This window comes from Candidatus Thiothrix phosphatis, from assembly GCF_035668035.1.
GTDB classification, from domain to species: Bacteria; Pseudomonadota; Gammaproteobacteria; order Thiotrichales; family Thiotrichaceae; genus Thiothrix; species Thiothrix phosphatis.
Genome location: NZ_JAYMYJ010000105.1, coordinates 46,234 through 66,988 on the forward strand (window position 1 = coordinate 46,234; position 20,755 = coordinate 66,988).

A 20,755-nucleotide genomic window follows, 5' to 3' on the forward strand; every position below is an offset into this window, starting at 1 on the left:
ACTTATGAAATATATTTCCACCCGCGGGCAATCGCCCGCGCAATCCTTTACTGAAATTTTGCTGGGTGGCTTGGCGCCGGATGGCGGCCTATACCTGCCGGAAACCTACCCACATTTCAGTGATGATGGCTTGGCGCGGATGCGCGGCATGAATTACCGCGAACTGGCGTTTGAGGTGCTGTCGCGTTTCATCACCGACATCCCGGCGGATGACCTGCAAGCCATCATCGACAAAACGTACACGGCGGCGGTTTATTGCAATGTGCGCCCCGGCGAAAATGCGGAAGACATTACCCCGCTGCACACCCTGGAGCCTGATTTGCATCTGTTGTGTTTGTCCAATGGCCCGACCATTGCGTTCAAGGACATGGCGATGCAGTTGCTCGGCAACCTGTTTGAATACGTGCTGGCGAAGGCGGGGCAGGGCATCAATATCCTCGGCGCGACCTCCGGCGACACAGGCTCTTCCGCCGAATACGCCATGCGCGGCAAGCACGGCGTCAATGTGTTCATGCTGTCGCCCTACGGCAAGATGAGCCGTTTCCAGACCGCGCAGATGTTCAGCCTGCAAGACCCGAACATTTTCAATATCGCGGTCAAGGGCGTGTTCGACGATTGCCAGGACATTGTCAAAGCAGTTTCCAACGACCATGCGTTTAAACAGGCCAACCACATCGGTGCGGTCAACTCGATCAACTGGGCGCGGGTGGCGGCGCAGGTCGTCTATTACTTCAAGGGTTACTTTGCGGCGACTGCCGACAACCGCCAGCAGGTCAGCTTCGCGGTGCCTTCCGGCAATTTCGGCAATGTTTGCGCCGGACACATTGCGCGCATGATGGGCTTGCCGATCCGCCATCTGGTGGTGGCGACCAACGAAAATGACGTGCTGGATGAATTTTTCCGCACTGGCGTTTACCGTCCACGCGGTTCCGCCAACACTTACCACACCAGCAGCCCGTCGATGGACATTTCCAAAGCCTCCAACTTTGAGCGTTTCGTGTTCGATCTGGTTGGGCGTGATGCGGGCAAGGTACGGGAGCTGTGGGGCGAAGTCGATCAGGGCGGAGCCTTCGATTTGAATGAAGGCAGCATCTTCGGCAAGGTTGCTGGTTTCGGTTTCCAATCAGGCTCCAGTTCGCACGCCAACCGCATGCAGACTATCCGCAATGCCTGGGAAACTTGGCAGGTCATGATCGACACCCACACGGCGGATGGCCTGAAAGTGGCGTTGGAGCGCCGCGAAGCCGATGTGCCAATGCTGGTGCTGGAAACCGCCTTGCCCGCCAAGTTTGAGGATTCCATCCGTGAAGCTTTGGGCCGTGACCCGGTGCGGCCTGCCGGTATGGCGGATCTGGAAAATCTGCCGCAGCGCTTCCAGGTGATGGAAGCCGATGCAAATGCGGTGAAACAATTCATTGTGGAAAAAACAGCGTAAGCCGTTCCATGGCGAATTTCAGCACGCATATCACCGTGGCGGCGGCGGGGGCTGGCCTGCTTTCCGTGCTGTTTCTGCAAGTTGGGTTGGCGGGGCCGCGCGAAGCCATGTTGCTGGCACTGCTGGGCACGATTGGCGGCATCCTGCCGGATATTGACCTGGAGCATGCTTACCCCAGCCGGATCATGTTTTCCCTGTTCGGGATTATTGCGGCCTTCCTGCTCGTGTTCGCCCGGAAAAGCGAGCTGTCGATTGTCGAATTGTGGGGGATGGGGTTGGTGGCTTTCGCCGTGATCCGTTTCCCGGTCTGGATGATCTTTAATCAGTATACGGTGCACCGGGGTTCCATCCATTCATTGGTGGCGGCGTTGCTGTTCATGTTTTTGACGGCGGCGTTCGCTTATCACGTAATGGGGGAAAAGCCCTTCATGGCTTGGCTGTTCGGGCTGTTTGTTTTTCTGGGCTTTGTGCTGCATCTGCTGCTGGACGAGCTGTACAGCGTGGATTTCATGAACAGCAAAATCAAAAAGTCATTTGGCACCGCCCTGAAAATACTGGACTGGAAAAAGCGTGAAAAATCCACCGCGTTGGTGGTGGCGACCATCCTGGCGTGGGCGGTGGTGCCGGATTCGCGCTCTTTCTGGGACACGCTGCTGAGTGCGGAAACCTACCGCATTATCGCGTCCCGCTTCTTGCCCTGATATTACCGGGTGCTGTCATGCGGGTGATGGCGATTTTCCTTCCGCAAGGGGTGGCGGGGATAATCTGTCGCCTATATGTGTCGTCTATTTTCATGCCATAATCCCCACTGTTTCTATGGGCTTGGAGAAACGGGATGGCGGATTCCACGCAAACCGAACAGATTTTCCTCAGCTATAGCCGCACCAATAATCTGGCGGAAGCGGTCGCCTTGCGCGCAGGACTGGAACAGGCCGGGTTTACGGTGTTCCGCGATGAGGATTCCATTTACGCGGGCGACAACTGGATGCAGCGTTTGCAGGCTGCGTTGCAGGGCTGTTCCGCATTCGTGCTGCTGTACGGGCGCGATGGCGTCAAACGTTGGGTGGGGGCGGAAGTGCAGTACGCCTTGAGCCGCCACCTTTCCCCGCATGATGATCCGCAACGGTTGCCGATTTTCCCCATCCTGTTGCCGGATGGCGATTTGGGCAGCTTGCCGCCATTCCTGAGCCTGTTCCAGGTTCAGCGCTGGCAATTGGGCGAAGCCTTGCCGGAGCGGTTGGCGCAGGCGATCCGCGACAAGAGCGAATGGCAGGACGGCAGCAATACCTTCGACGGTTGCCCGTATCTGGGCCTGAGCGCCTTTCAGCAACAGGATGCGCGGCTGTTTTTTGGGCGGCGCAAGGAAACGCTGGAGGCGCTGAAATTCCTCGGCGCGCAGCGCGAGGCCAACCCGGAGAATCACATTCCCATGGATGGGCAATACTGCCGCTGGCTGCAAATCGAGGGCAACAGCGGCGCGGGCAAGTCGTCGCTGGTGAACGCCGGGATGTTGCCGCTGATCCGGCAGGGCGCGTTGTGGGCGCGCACCAGCTACGAAAAGTGGCGAATCATCGGCCCGATGATGCCGGGCAAGCAGCCGCTCAAGCAGTTGGCGGAGGCGCTGGAACATGCCTTCAAACCTGACCCCGCCAGCCGCGACTCCCTGGCTTTGCGGCGGCGCATGGAAGCAGATGAAGAGGTGCTGACCTCCCTGCTGGCTGACCACAAGCAGGCTGATACCGCGCTCCTGTTGGTGGTTGACCAGTTTGAGGAGTTGTTCACCTTTGCCGAAGAAGCTGAAAAGCGCCAGTTTGACGCCCAGCTTGCCTATGCGCTGGCGGATGCAACTTGCCCGCTGTTCCTGATCAGCACGGTGCGCATCGATTTCCTGGATGGCTTTGAAAAACTCGGCAAGCTGTCGGAGCGCTACAACGACCAGTGCAAGCGTTATCTGCTGAAAACCCTGTCGCAGGACGGCATCCGCGAGGTCATCACGCAACCGGCGCGGCTGGCGGGGCTGGACGCCAGCGAAATCACCCCCGCGATCCTGAGCGACACCGAAAACGAACCGGGCGCATTGCCGCTGGTGGAAAATGCGCTGCATTACCTGTGGGAACACCGCAAGGACAACCGTCTCAGTTATGAGCTGTATCGCCAGCAAGGCAGGCTGGTTGGACTGTTGGGGATGCAGGCCGACGCCCTGCTGGAGCGGCTGGACAAGGACAAAAGCCTTCCCAAAGGCAGGGAAGGGGCGCTGGAACTGCTGCTGGCGCTGACCCGCATCAACCCGCAGGGCAACCACACCCGCGAACGCATCCCGCTGCTGCAAGCCCGCCAGATTGCGGGGGATGAGAACGAAGCAAAGGGGCAAGCCATCATCGACTATCTGGCGGGCAGGCGGCAGGAGGGCGGCAATGGCGGCTTGCGCCTGATTACCACGGTGGGCGATGGAAGAAACCCATCCCCAGCCCTTCCCTTATCAGGGAAGGGAGCCTTGCCGCAACGCCGAACTGCTGACGGTGGCACACCCGGCTCCTCCCCTGATAAGGGGAGGTTGGGAGGGGTTTCTTCTGTCTCGGTTGACCTGATCCACGAAACCCTGATCCGCGCCCGTCCGGATGAAAAGACCGGCAAACTGGTGGGCTACTGGCAGACGCTCTATCGCTACATCGACAACAACCGCGACCGGCTGTTTTACCGCGACCAGTTGAAGGAACAGGCGGCGGCATGGCAGGGCAGCGGCTGGTTTGGGCGCTGGTGGCGGCTGGCGGGCTGGTCTGACCTCCGTCACTTCCGCAAGGTGCGCCCTGGTCGGGCGACGCAGGAAGGGTGTTTCCTGCGTTGGAGCGAACGCATGGCGTGGGTGCAGGGCGGCGTGCTGGCGCTGCTGCTGGCTTTCGTCGGGCAAGCCTACCTGTGGACGCTGGATCATGGGCTACCACCCAACTACATGCTCACCCAGCAGAAATTTCGCCTGATGAATTTGGGGTGGTTGACTGAGCCGTTGCCTGAAATGGTGGAGAAAGCAATCCAGCCGCCTGAAGGTGAGTTTCTGGTAGGGGAATACGACAAGGAGTTTGGCGAAATGGTAAATAAAGCATTGAAAGATATAGGATCATACGGCCAGCAGAACTTTGGCTATCCCGCTGCCAATGCCACGATTCCGCAGCCTTTTTTCATTGGCAAGTATGAAGTGACTTACGAACAGTATGATTACTACGTTTGGCAACAACAGGGAGCAGAGAATCCGCCAACCTATCCTGGCAACCCTCCCAATGAGAGTGGGCGGGGGCAACGTGCAGTAGTGAATGTGTCATGGAATGATGCGAATGCTTACCTGCAATGGCTGGGTAAAAAATCCGGGGAAAGTTACCGCCTGCCGACTGAAGCCGAATGGGAATATGCTGCCCGTGCCAGAACCGACACGCCTTACTGGTGGGGGGATAAGGAAGATGCCCAAGGGATGGCTAACTGTAATGGTTGTGGTAGCCAGTGGGATAACAAATTTGTTGCCCCTGTTGGCAGTTTTAAAGCCAATGATTTCGGGCTGCATGATACGGCTGGTAATGTCTGGGAGTGGACTTGTTCGGAATGGAAAGCGGATATTGATGAAGGCGCAGGCCATTGTGTAGAGCCTAAAAGTCAGTCAGCTGCGCGGGTGTTGCGCGGTGGTTCGTGGTACAGCAAACCTGACTGGTTGCGTTCTTCTGCGCGTTCCTGGGGCAGCACCGGCAACCGAATCAACGATGTGGGATTTCGGGTATTGCGTTCAGCCAGGACTAAATAACCCTTTTCCCTTTACCGTGGCGGAGATGGCCTATACTCGTTGCTGAGGCCGTTGTCGGGATTGGTGGCGGTCGGGTCACTTTACCGCGCGAAGCGCGGCGATTTTTTTTGAGGCTACCTAATGGATAAAAAACAGCCCTCATCATCCGTGCCACAAGCCGTCCACGACTGCCGCAACCTGATCAAGTGGATGATCCCGCATATCGACAAACTGCCGCGCAACCGCCGTTTCACCCTGGGCGAACGGCTGGAAAACCGCTTGCTGTTGATCCTTGAGTCACTGGTGACCGCCGCCTATGTTCCCAACAAGCGCAGCTTTTTGTTCCAGGCCAACCGCGATCTCGCGGTATGTCGCCACCTGTGGCGTTTGTGCTATGACTTCCGCGCCATTCCCCTCAACAGCTACCAGTTCGGCGGCAAGCTGATGCTGGAACTGGGGAAACAGGTTGGCGGCTGGATGAAGGCGGCATGAAACGCTACGGCAAGCTGTGGCCAGGTGTCGTCTCATTTGGCAACCTGTTGTCAGCTTATCATCTTCGACAACTACGCCTGCCGCAAGGGTAAAGGTGTGCATCAGGCGGTGGCGCGTTACCAGTGTTGGGCAAACCGCTACGCCTACGCGCTCAAGTTGGATATTGCCCGCTATTTCCCCAGCATCGACCACGCCATCCTCAAACAGCAAATCGCCCATCATCTCAAAGACCCGGATGTGCTGTGGCTGTTTGATGTCATCCTCGATCATTCGCCCGCCTTCCCGCCCGAACCACTGGTATATTTTCCCGGCGATGACCTGTTGACCCCGCTGGAGCGGCGCACCGGCATCCCCATTGGCAACCTCACCAGCCAGTTCCTCGCCAACCTGTATCTGGATGGTTTCGACCATTTTGCGAAAGAAATGCTGGGGGTGAAAGCCTACCTGCGTTATGTCGATGATGCCGTTCTGCTCTCCAACAGCAAGGCGGAACTGCATGGCTGGCGGCAAGCCATTGAAGAAAAACTGTTGGAACTGCGGCTGCGCCTGCATCCGCGCAAGGTGAACATTTTTCAGGTCTACGAAGGAGTGGATGTGTTGGGTTATCGGGTATTTCCCGCCCACCGTTTGCTGCGCAATGATAATGGCCACCGTTTTGTCCGCCGCTTGCGTGGTTTCACTCAAGCATGGCGTGATGGTCGTGTGGAATGGGGTGATTTCAACCCTGGCGTTCAAAGTTGGATAGGCCATGCCAGCCAAGCCGACACACTGGGTTTGCGCCAGCGCATTTTCGATACTACGGTCTTTACACGGGAAGAGGGCTAAGGTGCGCGGGTGTTGCGCGGTGGTTCGTGGAACAACAAACCTGACTGGTTACGTTCTTCTGCGCGTAACAGGAACAACACCGACAACCGAAACAACAATGTGGGATTTCGGGTATTGCGTTCAGCCAGTCCGCCCCAGCTGCCAGAGTCCGGTTGCCTACGGTCAGGCGGAGCGTGCATCGGGGTGTCCATGACCCTTTTTCCGGGCTGCGCACGGACGCGCCAGCCGAATAGATGGCAGGGAAGCGGCAGGCGGGGCTGGTAGCTTGGGCGAACGTCCCGCCTGTTTTTCGCTGCGCCTGTGTCAGGTTGCTCTCGACTGACTCGGGCAATGAGATGCGCCACTGTTGGGAGGAGGGCAAGCCTTCGAAGATGGTGGGTTTCGTTCTCCGTCCCATCCTACTGCCGCGCCAGATACAGCCGGTAATTCAGGCTGATCACCGCCAGCAGCAGCAACGCCGCCACCAAGGTATGGCTGGTGGCGACAAACAAGGGCAAAGCCAGTACCACATTCAAGATGCCCAATGTCACCTGTGTCAGCAGAAGCAGCAGGATGGCGTATGGGGTCATTCCCAATAGCTGTTGGCGCTTGCGGATTGCCCACCACGCCAGTGCGCCCAGCGTCAGCAACACAACCAGCGCCCCCAGCCGGTGCGCCAGATGGATGGCGGTGCGCGCTGGATTTTCCAGGATGCCGAATTCGTAATTGGTCCCTTCCCGCCATTCGAACGCAAACCCGCTGGCAAAATCCGCATCTGGCCACAAGGTGCCGTGACAGGTTGGGAACGTGGTTCCGCAGGCGACGGCGGCGTAATGGGTGCTGGTCCAACCGCCCAGGAAAATCTGCCCAACCAACAGCAGCAAGGTGATCAGGCTGGCCATTTTCAACCTGACCGTTGCCGGGGAATGGAACATCAGTGGCCGGGAATGGTGCTGCCGGAGCCATAGCAGCCATACCAGCGACAGGGTGGCGAAGCCGCCCAGCAAATGGCCGGTCACAATCATCGGGCTTAACAGCAGGGTCACTGTCCACATGCCCAGGGCGGCCTGGAACAGGACAGTCCCCAGCAACAGCGCAGGCAGCGCCAGCCCCGTTTGCGCCAGTTGCTGACGGAACCGCAGGTTGATAATAAAAATGCCTAAAATCAGTAAACCCAGCGTTCCGGCGGCATAACGGTGGATCATTTCCTTCCAGGCCTTGTGCGCTTCCAGCGGTCGCTGGAATTGGGCGTCGTCCACCACGCCCGGCACGGTCAGGTGCCCGTAGCAACCAGGCCAGTCGGGGCAGCCTAGCCCTGCGTCGGAAAGGCGCGTATACGCCCCCAGCACAATGACCGCCAGCGCCAGCAGCAAGGTGACGGAGAGCAGGCGTGAGTAGAATGTTTGCATTATGGTCCGGTGTCGGCTTGGGTTTGGAGGTAGGGCCTCAACTGCGCCAGCATTTCATCCAGCGTCAAGGCTCCCCGTAAGTTGAGCAGGATGCGCCCCTGGCTGTCAATCAGGTGGTGGCTTGGAACCACGAGGTCAGGCGTCAGCCGCCGCGCGGCGCTCCCCTCCAGATCCAGCGCCACCGGCACGGACAACCGCAAGCGGGTTTGAACATCCAGGATGATGTTCGGCGGGTCATAAGGCATGGCCAACGCCACGATGGATAATTGGTCGCCGTAGCGGCGGTGGAAAGCTTCCAGTGCGGGCAATTCATGCAAGCAGGGCGCACAACTGGCAGACCAGGAACTGACCCAACTGAGTCGGCCTCGTGGGTCAGGGATATGGATGCGGCCACCTGTCAGCGATGGCAGGTTCAGTGGGGTGATGCGGGGATCGGGTTTGCTTGCCCACAGCAATGCAGCGGCGCCGCCCGCTGCGACCAAGGCCAGGGGCATGAGGTATTTCAGTTTATTAGCAAATCCAGACATCATGAATTGGCGACAAATTTCCATGATAATTGTCAAAAACTAAGATATATTACCTGGATACCGTGTGGTTTCACACACTTGGCATGAAGCAAAGAGGGCTTGTTGTGGTGACGATGACAGACAACATGACCGATCAATGCCGGATCTTCGAGGTGCGGCCAAACCGCTCTTTGTCCCGCGAAGGGATGCTGGTTTTCTTCTTGGCGGTCGCCGTCTTTTCCCTGCTGGTTGCGTTGCGCTGCATTTTGCTGGGCGCATGGCTGGTGCTGCCGTTCACCGTGCTTGAACTCGTGGTCTTAGGCTGCTGCCTATACCTGTTTGAACGCGGTTCGCGTTATTCCGAAACCATCCAGATCAGCCACGACTCCATTCTGTTCATTGCCCGGCGCGGCGTAAAAGTCCTGCAGGAATGCCGTTTCCAGACGTATTGGGCAAGGGTTGCGCTCCAGTTGGATCAGCATAGCTGGTATCCCGGCAAACTGCTGTTGCAGTCGCACGGGCGCAGTATCGAAATTGGCGCTTGCCTGACCGAGGATGACCGCAAGGCGTTCGCGGCGAGCATCAGGGCGTCACTGGAGGATTGCCGCCGGATGCCCTGAGCAGGACACGAATACCCGTTGGAGGAGGAAACATGTCAGGAGGAAGCATGTTAGAGAGAAGGACAGCCTGTTTGGCCGCAACCTTGCTTGCGGTTGTTGGTTGCTTGGGCGCAGCCGTCGCCCACGCGGATTACGAATATAACCTGACGCCGCCTGCCTCCACCATTACGCAGGAAATTTTCGACCTGCACATGCTCACGACCACCATCGCCACCATCATCATGGTGATCGTCACCGCCATGATCATTTACGCGCTGTACGCTTTCCGCCATTCCCAGGGCGCGATACCCGACCAGGATTTCCACAACAACTGGTTCGGGCGCTGGGCATGGGTGCTGGTTCCGGTCATTGTGTTGGGGATCGACCTGAGCATCGCCAGTTCCGCTTCCTCCACCCTGTCGTCCGTTGAGTCGCATGACAAGGCCGATGTCACCGTCAAGGTGACGGGTTCGCAATGGAAGTGGACGTATGAATACCTGGATGACGGCATCAAGGTGGTCAGCAACCTGAAAAAGCTGGAGCCGACCGACCCCTTGTACCTGCGGGATGTGGACAACCCGTTGGTGCTGCCGACCGGCAAGCGGGTGCGTTTCCTGCTGACCTCATCCGATGTGCTGCACAACTGGGGCGGGGCGGAAGTGGTGCCGAAGAAGATTTCCATCCCCGGCTATATCAACGAAACCTGGACCAATATCACCAAGGAAGGCGTCTACCGTGGGCAATGTTATGAAAACTGCGGCGCGGGCCACGCTTTCATGCCTGCGGTCATCAGCGCCGTCAGCCCGGACAAGTTCGAGCAATGGCGCGCGCAGCAAAAGTCCCAGGCTGCGCAGGCCGCCGCCGAAGCTTCATCCGACAAGGTATGGGGCAAGGATGAGCTGGTCGCCAAGGGGCAGGAAGTCTACACCAAAAACTGCATGGCCTGCCATCAGGCCAATGGCAAGGGGCTGCCTGGCGTCTTTCCTGCCCTGTCTGGCAGCAAGATCGCCGATGGCCCGGTCGCCGGTCATCTGGAACGGGTCATCCACGGCAAGCCCGGCACCGCCATGGCCGCCTGGGGGCCGCAGCTCAATGATCTGGAAATCGCCGCTGTTGTCACCTTTGAGCGCAATTCCTGGGACAACCACACCGGCGATGCAGTCCAGCCCAAAGATGTAAAAGCAGCCCGATAATGTTTTGAGGAGGTTTTCAACCATGAGTGGAGCAGTCACGGCGCACGACGATCATCATGACCACGGGCCGCCCAAGGGTTGGCAGCGCTGGCTATACAGCACCAACCACAAGGACATCGGCACCATGTACCTGTTCTTTTCGCTGTTCATGCTGTTTTTCGGCGGGGCGATGGCGATGTATATCCGTGCGGAGTTGTTCATGCCCGGCGTGCAATTGGCCAGCCCGAACTTCTACAACAATATGGTGACTGACCATGCGTTGGTGATGGTGTTCGGCATGGTGATGCCTGCGGCGGCGGGCATGGCGAACTGGATGATCCCGATGATGATCGGCGCGCCGGACATGGCGCTGCCGCGCCTCAACAACCTGAGTTTCTGGCTGTTGCCTGCGGCGGCGCTGATGCTGGTCTTGTCGATCGTGGCGCCTTACATTTTCCCGAATGGCGGCACGCCGGTGAACACTGGCTGGACGTTGCTGCCGCCCTTGTCGAAACAGGTCGGCATCGGTATGGATTTCACCATTTTCGCCATCCACCTGCTCGGGGTGTCCTCGATCCTGGCCTCCATCAATATCGTGACCACCATCCTCAATATGCGCGCGCCGGGCATGACCCTGATGAAAATGCCGCTGTTCGTATGGTCGTGGTTCTTCACCGGGCTGCTGCTGATCGCCGTCATGCCGGTGCTGGCCGGGGCGGTGACCATGCTGCTGTTCGACCGCCATTTCGGCACGTCCTTCTTTGATGCGGCGGGTGGCGGCGACCCGATCCTGTTCCAGCATCTGTTCTGGTTCTTTGGGCATCCGGAAGTGTATGTGCTGCTGTTGCCCTCCATCGGCGTGCTGGGGCTGGTGATCCCGACGTTTTCGCGCAAGCCGCTGTTCGGCTACAAATCGCTGGTCTGGGGCATGGCGTTTTTGGCCGCGCTGGGCATGGTGGTGTGGGCGCACCACCAGTACACCATCGGCATGTCGCTGGCGGCGACCAACTATTTCATGATCGGCACCATCCTGATTTCGATTCCGGTCGGGCTGATGCTGCTGAATTTCATCTTCACCATGTGGCGTGGGTCGATGACGTTTGAGACGCCGATGCTGTTCGGCATCGCCATTATCCTGATGTTTTCGTTTGCGGGCGTGACCGGGGTCATGCTGGCGGTGGTGCCTGCGGACATGCAGTACCATGACACCATGTTCGTGGTGGCGCATTTCCACTACGCGCTGATTCCGGGCGCGGTGTTTGGGTTGTATGCGGGCGTGTTCTACTGGCTGCCGAAATGGACTGGGCATATGTATGACGAGCGCCTGGGCAAGATCTTTTTCTGGTGGACGACCATTTCCTTCAATATCACCTTCTTCCCGCAGCATTTTCTGGGGCTGGCGGGGATGCCGCGCAGGATCGTGGATTACAGCGTCCAGTACACCGATTTCAATATGATTTCCAGCATCGGCGGTTTCCTGTTCGGCCTGTCGCACCTGCTGTTCCTGTACATCATCATCAAGACTATCCGGGGTGGGGAAAAGGCACCGGCCAAACCGTGGGAAGGCGCGCAGATCGGCACGGCAGGCCTGGAATGGACGCTGCCTTCGCCGCCGCCGTTCCACAGTTTCACTGAAGCGCCGGTGGTCAGGTGATGGACAAGCGTGATCACGAAAAACTGCGCAAGGCCAATCTGCGGGTGGCGCTCATCCTGGGGGCCATCGCGTTGCTGGGCGTGCTGTACACCTTCCTGTACCTGCCGAAAGTCATGAGCGGGGGGCTGGGGGAATGAACGCGCGTGCCGCCCGCAACCGCAAGGTGATGTTCCGCCTCGGCCTGGTGGGGGTTGGCATGTTCGCGTTCGGTTTCGCCATGGTTCCGCTCTACGGCCTGCTCTGCGAGGTGGGGGGCATCAATGGTGTGGCGGGCAATGCGGGCGGGCGGATTGCGGATACGTCCGGCATGCGCGTGGATAACGGGCGGCTGATCACGGTGCAGTTTGATTCCACCGTCAACGCCAACCTGCCGTGGGAATTCCACCCCATGACCCGGCAGATGCAGGTGCATCCGGGCGAGCTGGCGACGGTGAACTATTACGTCAAAAACAACACCAGCCGCGCCATCACCGGGCAGGCCGTGCCGGGGATCACGCCCTGGCAGGTGACGAAGGATTTCAGGAAGCTGGAATGTTTCTGTTTTACCCAGCAGACCTTGCAGGCGCAGGAGGCAAGGGAAATGCCGGTGCGTTTTGTGATCGACCCGGCGGTGTCGCCGGAGTATGGCGTGGTCACATTGTCGTACACATTCATGAATACGGAACAGGTTAGCCAGAACTGATGGAGGATGGAGCAGTCATGACTCAGGCGACACAGACGGACAAAGGCGCGTATTTCATTCCGGAACCCAGCCATTGGCCGATCACGGCCGTGTCCGGCATGTTCCTGCTGTTTCTGGGGCTGATCCTCGCCATCAACAAGATGGATTTGGCGGGCAGCCTGATCCTGGTGACGGGGTTCGCCCTGCTGGCACATTTGCTGCAAGGCTGGTTCGGCGCGGTCATCGACGAAAACCTCAGCGGCAAATACAACGGGCAGGTGGACCGCTCCTTCCGGCAGGGCATGTTCTGGTTCATCGCCTCGGAAGCGGCTTTTTTCGTCACATTTTTCGGCTGCCTGTATTACCTGCGCAATATCACCCTGCCGTGGCTGGGCGGCGAAGGGCATCTGGCCGATTCCCATCTCCTCTGGCAGAACTTCCAGTACAACTGGCCGCTGCTGAATTTGCCGGACAGCAGCAACGCCAAGTATGCGCCCGCCAAGGAAGCGATGGCTCCTTGGGGCATCCCCTTCCTCAACACCATTATCCTGCTTTCCAGCGGTGTGACCCTGACCTGGGCGCACTGGGGATTGAAAAAGGGCAATAACCCGCAATTGGTGCGGGGTTTGGTCATCACCATCTGCCTGGGCGTCCTGTTCTTTTGTTTGCAGGCGTATGAATACTGGCATGCCCACACTGAAATGGACCTGACCCTGAATGCAGGGGTGTACGGCTCGACTTTCTACATGCTGACGGGGTTCCACGGGCTGCATGTCACCATTGGCACCATCATGCTGACGGTGATCTGTGCGCGCAGCATCAAACGCCATTTCACGGAGCACAACCATTTCGCCTTTGAGGCGGTGGCGTGGTATTGGCACTTTGTGGATGTGGTGTGGATCGCCTTGTTTATTTTTGTGTATTGGTTGTAGCGGCAGTTGGCGGCAGCACGCCATGCGGCGTGATCTGCCCCGTCAGGTAGCCGACCACCAGCAACAGGAGGAGGAAGACCGACAGCGCGACCCGCGTCGTCAATGAGGCGACCACCCGGTTGGATTTGCCGTTGTCTTTGGCCAGGAAAACCACGCCGGAGACAAGGCTGACCAGAATCAGGGCCAGATTGATGATGATCAGAACTTTAAACCACATGAGGAGCCTCGGTTTGTTACAGCACAGTGAAAATGCCAGTATAACCGCAAGTTACCGGTTCCGGCCTACGGTTTTCGCCACCCTGCTGACGGTGGTGGTGGTGGGCGTTTTCGCAGCCTTGTCTGTCTGGCAATACCAGCGGGCGCAGTACAAACAGCAGCTTGCGCAGGACATCGCCCGGCAGTCGGGGCAGCCCGCCATCAACCTGAACCAGGCCCAGGTTGACTGGCCCGCCCAGCGTTTCCGGGCGGCGGAGGTGACCGGATCGTGGGAGACGGGCGGAACTTTGCTGCTGGACAATGTCGTGCAGCAAGGCCGGGCTGGTTACCATGTGGTTACCCCCTTGCGGCTGGCAGTGAGCGGGCGGCATATCCTGGTCAATCGGGGTTGGGTGGAAGTGGGTGCCAGCCGTCAGGCGCTGCCCGCCATCCCCACGCCATCGGGTGAAGTGCGGTTGGCTGGTTCGCTGGATTTCCCCCGTTCCAAACCGTTTTTCCTGTTCGGCGAGATGCCTGCGGACGCAGAAGGCAACCAGCGCTGGCTGTATCTCGACAAGGCGAAACTCGAACAGAAACTGGGTTATCCGCTGCCCGCCTATATTCTCCTGCAAACCTCCGCCGCCCCGGATGGCCTGGATCGTGACTGGCCGCCATTTGACAGCAAGGTGTGGATGCACATCGGCTACAGCATCCAATGGGCGGTGTTCGGCCTGATTGCGCTCTCCGCCTACCTTTACCTGAACATGCGGAAACACACGGAGGAAACCGTATGAGCGCTGACGCCGCCACGCTTGCCCACCCCAAACGCAGTTACCGCCCGTTATGGATACTGGTGCTGGTATGCGCTTTCCCGTATCTGGCCAGTTGGTTGTATTTCCAGTTCAGGGATGATTTGCCGCCGTTGGGGGCCGTCAATCATGGCGCGCTGATTTCTCCCGTGCGGGCTGTAGGTGAATTACCGCTGGTGGGGGCGGATGGTGCTACGTTCAATATGAAGGATCTGCGGGGCAAGTGGGTGCTGGTGACGGTCGCCGGTTCCGCTTGCGCCGAACGCTGTCAGCAGAACCTGTATTTCCTGCGCCAGGTGCGGTTGGCCATGGGCAATGAGCGCCGCCGGGTGGGGCGTTTGCTGGTGCTGGCCGACACCAGCCAGTTGGAGGCATTGAAGCCCCACCTGCAAGCCCACCCCGGTTTGCAGGTGGCGGTGGGGCCAGCGGCTTCCATCGCGCGGTTGCAGGCGCTGTTGCGCAACCCCAATCCGGTCGCAGAGGACGGCGTGTATGTCATTGATCCGTTGGGAAATGTGATGATGTCCTATCCGCCGGATTTCAAGGGCGAGTTGATCATCAAGGATTTGCGCCATCTGTTGCAAGCGTCGCAGGTGGGGTGAAGTAAAAGCCGTATGGCTGTCATCAATAAAGTAGAGAGGAGACGTGTTATGGTTACGATTAGCGGTTCTGAACAGCTGGGTGAAACCCCCAATCTGGTCATCCGGAAGGTGGATTCCGAAGCTTCCATGCGTTGGCTGAACGCGGGCATTAAGGACTTCAAGGCATGCATGGGGGCAAGCATGGCCTATGGGATGGTCTATGTGGTGCTAGGGCTGGTGCTGGCCGCCCTGACCTGGGCCAACCCCATTTTCACCACCACCCTGGCGGCGGGGTTCCTGATCATAGGCCCGATTGTCGCGGTAGGCTTTTACTGCATGAGCCGCACGCTGGAACAGGGCGGCACCCCGCATTTCGCCCAAGGCATTGACGGGTTGCGCTTCAACGCCATCAGCCTGGCCAGCTTCGCGCTGGTGTTGGGTGTGCTGATGGGTGTTTGGGCGTTGCTGTCATCCGTGACTGTGGCGTTGACTTTTGGCAGCATCACCGTCAGCGATAACTGGCTGGACACCCTGCTGAGTCAGGAGGCGTTCACGCCCTTCCTGTTCGCCTGGGTTTTGGGCGGCGGCCTGATCGCAGCGGTTGCGTTCGCCATCAGCGTGGTTTCCGTGCCGCTGATCACGGACAGGAAAGTCGACTTCGTGACCGCCATGATCACCAGTGTGAAAACCGTCATCGCCAATCCTGGGGTGATGCTGAGTTGGGCGTTCATCCTGGCGACCCTGATGTTCCTCGGTTTCATTTTCTTCTTTGTCGGTCTGGCCATCACCCTGCCGATTGCAGGCCATGCTAGCTGGCACGCCTACCGTGACCTGATCGCCACAGAATAAGGATGGGGGAAGCACTATGATAACTGTCGCCGCCCTGGATGCAGGTGTGAATTGGAGAGCCTATCTCGGCTTGTGCAAGCTGAAGGTGGTAAGCCTGATCGTGTTTACCGCCATGGTTGGGATGCTGCTTTCCACCCATGACGCCGTGCCGCTGTCAACCCTGTTCTGGGGGTTTCTGGGCATTGGGCTGGGCGCTTCCTGCGGGGCGGCGGTCAATCATGTTGCTGACCAGCATATTGATGCGCTGATGCAGCGCACGGAGCATCGCCCCTTGCCCCAGCATCAGCTGACGACGGCGCAGGCGCTGGTGTTTGCAACGGGGCTGGGCGTCCTTTCCCTGGTGATCCTCGGCGTTATGGTCAATTGGCTGACTGCCGCGCTGACGCTGGCTTCCATGGTCGGCTACGCTGGGGTGTACACCCTGTACCTGAAACGCGCCACCCCGCACAATATCGTGCTGGGTGGGGCGGCAGGTGCTGCGCCGCCGGTGCTGGGTTGGACGGCGGTGACCGGCGAGTTGCATACCGACGCGTTGCTGCTGTTCCTGATCATTTTCATCTGGACGCCACCGCACTTCTGGCCGCTGGCGATTAGGCGGGTGGAGGACTACCGCAAGGCGGGGGTGCCGATGCTGCCCGTGACCCACGGCATCGCCTTCACCAAGCTGAATGTCCTGTTGTACACCCTGATGCTGATTGCAGTGTCGCTGATGCCGTTTTTGACCCACATGAGCGGCTGGCTGTACCTGCTGGCGGCGGGCGCGCTGGGTGTTGGTTTCCTGTATCACGCCATTGTCCTGTACCGCAGCGAAGGCGATGGGCATGCAATGAAAACGTTCGGTTACTCGATTTTCTACCTGAGCGTGCTGTTCATTGCGCTGCTGGCGGACCATTACCTGCTGGCGTGGCTGTAGGCCGGGCGTACAGCGCCCGCAACACCACCACCACGAAGATGCCGCCGCCGATAATGGCGATCAGCCCGCCTAGCCCCATCATGCCCATGCCGAGGATTTGCGGCAGGTCGTGCAGGCCTTGCGCCGCGCCCGCCGTTTTGCGCTGTACGCCATACCCGCCTGACCACGCCAGGCCGAGAATGTGCAGCAATTGCCCACAGCCATACACAAACGGTTGCCACGCCGCCCATTTTGAAACCACCGGCTGGAAGCCCAGGCGCGGCAACAGGTAGTAGGTCAGCCCCATGAACGCCAGCGTCACCCCGACAATCGAACCATGGTAGTGCGCGGGGATGACCACATTCGCGCCATGGATTAGGAAGCCGATGACCCCGCCTGCCGCAAACAGCACGATGGATGCGTACAGCGCATTGCGTTGCGGGCGCAATCCCGCTTCCCGTACCCTGTTTGCGGTAAGCACGTAATAAACCGCCAGAATCCCCAGCGGCAGGGCGGTCAGGCCGCCAAATTTCATCAGGTGGGTAAAGGCTGTGCGGTGCTCCGCTGACGCCAGCCCGAATTGCAGGTAAATGAACGGGACGGCCAGCACCGGCAGCAGCATCAGCCCGAACAGCGCCTTGGCCGGTAGCGGTGCCAGCCGGATGCTGGCTCCGGTCGCTTCCGCCAGCCACAGCCACGCCACCATCAGCAGCAGGCTATGTGCGAATTGCAGGGTGTGCCCGCTGCCCCAGAACAGCAGTTCGTAGAAAGCTTGCCCGGAATAACCGGCGGGCATCTCCACCCCGCTGGCCAACAACGCCAGCAACGCGACCGCTGTCATCACGATACTGGCATAAACCCCGGTTTCGGCAGGCGTCCGCCACTCCGCCACCATTAGGGAGCGGATGATCAGCCCGGCAAAACCCACGCCGAAGATTCCCAGCCCCCACAGGAACAGCGGCTGTTGCAGGATCGGCACGTAATTGTTGAGCAGCGGGTTGCCATTGCCCACGAAGGGGGAAAGCGCCACCAAGCCCGCGCCCACAGCGGCGGTAGCGAGGATGCTTTTGTCCCATAACGGTTGCCTGACCCGGCTATTGGCGACCCATAACACGCCCGCGAAGGCGCTGAACCAGATGACGACGGACAGCACCACATGCACGACCAGCGCGGTGTGGAAAAAGTCCAGCCAAGGGATGATTTCCTGTACGCCAGGGGTGCGCGACAACACCAACAACAGGGATAAAATCCCCGCCGCCAGCAATGCGAAAATTCCCAATTTCAACCATCCCGCCGCGAGTGCGCGGGCATGATCTTGCGGGTCGGGCAATACAAATAGCAGTTGTTTCAAGTTTCCACCGTCTCACGATACGCATGCCAGCTGGCGTGGCCAATAACTGGCAATGTTACCGCAAGACCAATGAAAAACGCACCCATGCCCAGGATCACCATGGCGGCGATGGTCGCCGCCCAGCGCATCATCACCACCGGATTACGGCGCACGGCGCGGATGCTGGCGCTGATGGCGGTCGCCAGCCCCACATCGCGGTGGGCGATGTATTGCACAGTGACGACGCTGATGGTGAACACCACCGCCGCCAGCATGAAACCGCAAATCACGAAGGTCGCAATAAAGGGCAGGAAATTCTCATCCCCGAACAGTGTCCGCCAGCCGCCGCTGATCAGGTCGCCATTGCCGAAAAACAGCCCGAACAACATGGCGATCAGGCGCGCCCACACCACCAGCAACACCAGCAGGATGACGGCTGCGGTGATGGTGTCCGCCCGGCGATGGCTGGCGATGGGGATGGAAACAATGGCGACCGCCGACGCCAGCAACGCCAGCACCAGGCCACTCAGGATGAAGATGGCGAAAAACGGCAATGAATTCCGCCCGTTCATCAATGCCCCGAGGCTATCCGCCACCAACGGGCCAGAGCCGAAAAACAGGTTGACGATGGCAGTGGTGATGACCGTCCAGAGCAAAATCACGGCCCCCAGGATTAGGCCGAACATGATCAGCTTGAAGGTGCTGAAGCGGGCGTTGGATAGCGCATGCAGCAGGGAAGGCGTCTTGCCTTCCTCAATCCGGCGGCTCATATCGTATAAGCCTACCGCCGCCAGCGGACCGATCAGCATGAAGCTCGACAGCAGGAACAGGGTGAAGATTGGGTTGGCCGGGCCCAGCCAAATCATCAGCATGCCAGCGATGGTGAAGACCAAGCCGTAGGCGATGCTGGCGACCGGCCTGACCTGCATATCCTCCCAGCCTTGCCCCACCCAGCGCAGCGGCGCGCCCATATCGAGTTTGCGGATGCGGGGAACAGGGTCTTCCGCAACCGGATGGCCGGACAAAATGGATGTCATGACGTTTTCCTCCTCTGGCGAAACTCCTCTGTTTTGTTGTCTATGCGGAGTGTGTTGGTGTCTTCCCCCCTCATGGACTTATAGGAGGATACTGGATGAAAATCAAATGCTCCCGCCGGTTTCAAGGTGAAATTTTCTTGTCTTGTTGGGAGTATTGTGGTAGGGAATGTGCGACTTTTTGCGGGCGGGCAAAGCAGGGGCGTACTATCAACAGCGTCTGAATCCGGTAGGGATTCAATTCCGGTGGCTGAACCTGTTTTCAGGCTAATGCGGGGACACCCAGAATGAGGAGAGGAGCTCACAGCGCAAAAGGATGGTTGGCGGCGATGCTGGCACCAGGGGCCGCTTGCGCTGACTGGGGGCTCAACATGACGGAAGGCGTCACCGCTTCGAGCCGCGAAATCTACCACCTGCACATGATGACGCTGTGGGTGTGCGTCGCCATCGGCTGCATCGTTTTCGGGATTATGGCGTATTCCATCGTCAAGCACCGGAAGTCTAAAGGCGCGGTCGCCGCCACCTTTCACGAAAGCGCCAAAGCGGAAATCATCTGGATGGTCATCCCCGTCATTATCCTGGTTTCACTCGCCATCCCCACCGCCAAAGCGCTGATCAGGATCGAAGACTCCAGCAACGCCGACATGACCATCAAGGTGACGGGCTATCAATGGAAGTGGGAGTATGAATACCCCGAAGAAGGCATCCGTTTCTTCAGCAACCTCGACCCGAAAAGCCGTGAAGCCAGTGCCTTGGGTTCTGGCATTGATCCGGCGACCGTCGACCATTACCTACGGGAAGTGGACAATCCGGTGGTGATTCCGGTCGGGAAAAAAGTCCGCTTCCTGTTCACCGCCAATGACGTGATCCATTCCTGGTGGGTGCCGGATCTGGCCATCAAAAAGGACGCCATTCCCGGTTTTGTCAACGATATGTGGACTAAGGTCGACAAGCCCGGCGTCTACCGTGGCCAGTGTGCGGAGCTGTGCGGCAAGGGCCATGCCTTCATGCCCATCAAGGTGGTGGCGATGGAACTGCCTGGCTACCAGCAATGGGTTGCGGGACAGCAGCGGCAGGCGGCCGCTGCCGTAGCCGATAGCAATAAGGAATGGGGTAAGGCCGAGCTGATGGCGCAAGGTGAAAAGGTTTTCACCTCAAACTGCGCAGCTTGTCATCAGGCGAGCGGGTTGGGCATTCCAGGCGTGTTCCCGGCGCTGAAAGGCAGCAAGATTGTCACCGGCGACCTCAGCGCCCATCTGGAAACCGTCCTCAATGGCAGGCCGGGCACCGCGATGCAGGCGTTCAGCAAACAGCTTACCGACGCCGACATTGCCGCTGTCATTACCTATGAGCGCAACGCTTTTGGCAACAACACGGGGGATGTGCTGCAACCGGCAATGGTCAAGGCCGCCCGTCATTAGTTTTACCGGGCGATTGCCCGCAACAACAAGGTTGGGAGGAAAATCATGGATGCCCGCGCTGACCACCTGCCCGCCGATGGGCATGCCGCCCCGCATGGCTCCGCCAAAGGCGTGCTGCGCTGGATCACCACCACCAACCATAAGGACATCGGCACGCTTTACCTGTGTTTTTCCCTGCTGATGCTGTTTGTGGGCGGGGCGATGGCGTTGGTGA

The 20,755-nt window shown here is 59.0% G+C and carries 22 protein-coding genes; 17 read left to right on the forward strand and 5 right to left on the reverse strand.

From position 1 onward, the window contains the following. Positions 1–4 precede the first annotated feature (4 nt). From thrC to VSS37_RS21855, 6 genes are all read left to right on the forward strand, one after another. Complete coding sequence (gene thrC, locus VSS37_RS10775) at positions 5–1,435, forward strand: threonine synthase (protein WP_324695092.1); 1,431 nt, start codon at positions 5–7, stop codon at positions 1,433–1,435. An 8-nt stretch (positions 1,436–1,443) separates the two neighbouring features. After that, entirely contained in the window at positions 1,444–2,136 is a 693-nt protein-coding gene (locus VSS37_RS10780; protein WP_324695094.1) for a metal-dependent hydrolase, read from the forward strand. Positions 2,137–2,270: 134 nt separating this feature from the next. Continuing rightward, the gene (locus VSS37_RS10785) at positions 2,271–5,222 is read left to right on the forward strand and encodes an nSTAND1 domain-containing NTPase (protein WP_324695096.1); all 2,952 of its coding nucleotides are present in this window, start codon (positions 2,271–2,273) and stop codon (positions 5,220–5,222) included. 120 nt (positions 5,223–5,342) lie between these two features. Further along, entirely contained in the window at positions 5,343–5,693 is a 351-nt protein-coding gene (avd, locus tag VSS37_RS10790) for a diversity-generating retroelement protein Avd (protein WP_324695098.1), read from the forward strand. Positions 5,694–5,729: 36 nt separating this feature from the next. Then, a complete protein-coding gene (locus tag VSS37_RS10795; protein WP_324695099.1) occupies positions 5,730–6,518 on the forward strand; it encodes an RNA-directed DNA polymerase in 789 nt (262 codons plus the stop codon). A gap of 9 nt (positions 6,519–6,527) precedes the next feature. Further along, complete coding sequence (locus VSS37_RS21855; protein ID WP_375339140.1) at positions 6,528–6,782, forward strand: SUMF1/EgtB/PvdO family nonheme iron enzyme; 255 nt, start codon at positions 6,528–6,530, stop codon at positions 6,780–6,782. A 134-nt stretch (positions 6,783–6,916) separates the two neighbouring features. On the opposite strand, the gene VSS37_RS10800 is transcribed toward VSS37_RS21855, so the two are convergent. Next, positions 6,917–7,906 carry a COX15/CtaA family protein gene (locus tag VSS37_RS10800; protein WP_324695101.1) on the reverse strand — a complete coding sequence of 330 codons (990 nt, stop codon included), beginning with the start codon at positions 7,904–7,906 and terminating at the stop codon, positions 6,917–6,919. Beyond that, the gene (locus tag VSS37_RS10805) at positions 7,906–8,400 is read right to left on the reverse strand and encodes a TlpA family protein disulfide reductase (RefSeq protein WP_324695103.1); all 495 of its coding nucleotides are present in this window, start codon (positions 8,398–8,400) and stop codon (positions 7,906–7,908) included. Before VSS37_RS10805 ends, VSS37_RS10800 begins: the two co-directional genes overlap by 1 nt. A gap of 158 nt (positions 8,401–8,558) precedes the next feature. Here VSS37_RS10805 and VSS37_RS10810 point away from each other — a divergent pair, with 158 nt between their 5' ends. From VSS37_RS10810 to VSS37_RS10835, 6 genes are read left to right on the forward strand one after another with little or no spacing between them, the layout of a single operon-like run. Next, on the forward strand, positions 8,559–9,032 hold the full coding sequence (locus VSS37_RS10810; protein ID WP_324695104.1) for a DUF2244 domain-containing protein: 474 nt from the start codon (positions 8,559–8,561) through the stop codon (positions 9,030–9,032). 47 nt (positions 9,033–9,079) lie between these two features. Further along, positions 9,080–10,204: a cytochrome c oxidase subunit II gene (coxB, locus tag VSS37_RS10815; RefSeq protein ID WP_324695106.1), complete on the forward strand. Its 1,125-nt coding sequence runs from the start codon at positions 9,080–9,082 to the stop codon at positions 10,202–10,204. A gap of 22 nt (positions 10,205–10,226) precedes the next feature. Further along, entirely contained in the window at positions 10,227–11,837 is a 1,611-nt protein-coding gene (locus VSS37_RS10820) for a cytochrome c oxidase subunit I (RefSeq protein WP_324695107.1), read from the forward strand. Then, positions 11,837–11,974 carry a hypothetical protein gene (locus VSS37_RS10825; protein WP_324695109.1) on the forward strand — a complete coding sequence of 46 codons (138 nt, stop codon included), beginning with the start codon at positions 11,837–11,839 and terminating at the stop codon, positions 11,972–11,974. The genes VSS37_RS10820 and VSS37_RS10825 overlap by 1 nt, the downstream gene beginning before the upstream one ends. Further along, positions 11,971–12,519: a cytochrome c oxidase assembly protein gene (locus VSS37_RS10830; protein ID WP_324695111.1), complete on the forward strand. Its 549-nt coding sequence runs from the start codon at positions 11,971–11,973 to the stop codon at positions 12,517–12,519. Before VSS37_RS10825 ends, VSS37_RS10830 begins: the two co-directional genes overlap by 4 nt. A 17-nt stretch (positions 12,520–12,536) precedes the next feature. After that, positions 12,537–13,430, forward strand: a complete 894-nt coding sequence (locus VSS37_RS10835; protein WP_324695112.1) for a cytochrome c oxidase subunit 3 — start codon at positions 12,537–12,539, stop codon at positions 13,428–13,430. On the opposite strand, the gene VSS37_RS10840 is transcribed toward VSS37_RS10835, so the two are convergent. Further along, complete coding sequence (locus VSS37_RS10840) at positions 13,408–13,647, reverse strand: twin transmembrane helix small protein (RefSeq protein ID WP_324695113.1); 240 nt, start codon at positions 13,645–13,647, stop codon at positions 13,408–13,410. The genes VSS37_RS10835 and VSS37_RS10840 overlap by 23 nt on opposite strands. Positions 13,648–13,660: 13 nt before the next feature. Here VSS37_RS10840 and VSS37_RS10845 point away from each other — a divergent pair, with 13 nt between their 5' ends. The 4 genes from VSS37_RS10845 to cyoE are packed head-to-tail and all read left to right on the forward strand — an operon-like array spanning position 13,661 to position 16,777. Then, complete coding sequence (locus VSS37_RS10845; RefSeq protein WP_324695115.1) at positions 13,661–14,419, forward strand: SURF1 family protein; 759 nt, start codon at positions 13,661–13,663, stop codon at positions 14,417–14,419. Then, positions 14,416–15,036: an SCO family protein gene (locus VSS37_RS10850; RefSeq protein ID WP_324695117.1), complete on the forward strand. Its 621-nt coding sequence runs from the start codon at positions 14,416–14,418 to the stop codon at positions 15,034–15,036. The genes VSS37_RS10845 and VSS37_RS10850 overlap by 4 nt, the downstream gene beginning before the upstream one ends. 48 nt (positions 15,037–15,084) lie before the next feature. Further along, positions 15,085–15,864, forward strand: coding sequence for a DUF2189 domain-containing protein (locus tag VSS37_RS10855; RefSeq protein WP_324695119.1), 780 nt, complete (start codon positions 15,085–15,087; stop codon positions 15,862–15,864). 16 nt (positions 15,865–15,880) lie between these two features. Continuing rightward, complete coding sequence (gene cyoE / locus VSS37_RS10860) at positions 15,881–16,777, forward strand: heme o synthase (protein ID WP_324695120.1); 897 nt, start codon at positions 15,881–15,883, stop codon at positions 16,775–16,777. On the opposite strand, the gene VSS37_RS10865 is transcribed toward cyoE, so the two are convergent. Continuing rightward, positions 16,734–18,107, reverse strand: a complete 1,374-nt coding sequence (locus tag VSS37_RS10865) for a cbb3-type cytochrome c oxidase subunit I (RefSeq protein ID WP_324695122.1) — start codon at positions 18,105–18,107, stop codon at positions 16,734–16,736. The genes cyoE and VSS37_RS10865 overlap by 44 nt on opposite strands. Then, entirely contained in the window at positions 18,104–19,123 is a 1,020-nt protein-coding gene (locus tag VSS37_RS10870; RefSeq protein WP_324695125.1) for a DUF2189 domain-containing protein, read from the reverse strand. Before VSS37_RS10870 ends, VSS37_RS10865 begins: the two co-directional genes overlap by 4 nt. Positions 19,124–19,449: 326 nt before the next feature. On the opposite strand from VSS37_RS10870, the gene coxB (VSS37_RS10875) reads away from it, so the two are divergent. Beyond that, complete coding sequence (gene coxB / locus VSS37_RS10875) at positions 19,450–20,541, forward strand: cytochrome c oxidase subunit II (protein WP_324695127.1); 1,092 nt, start codon at positions 19,450–19,452, stop codon at positions 20,539–20,541. Positions 20,542–20,755: the final 214 nt, after the last annotated feature.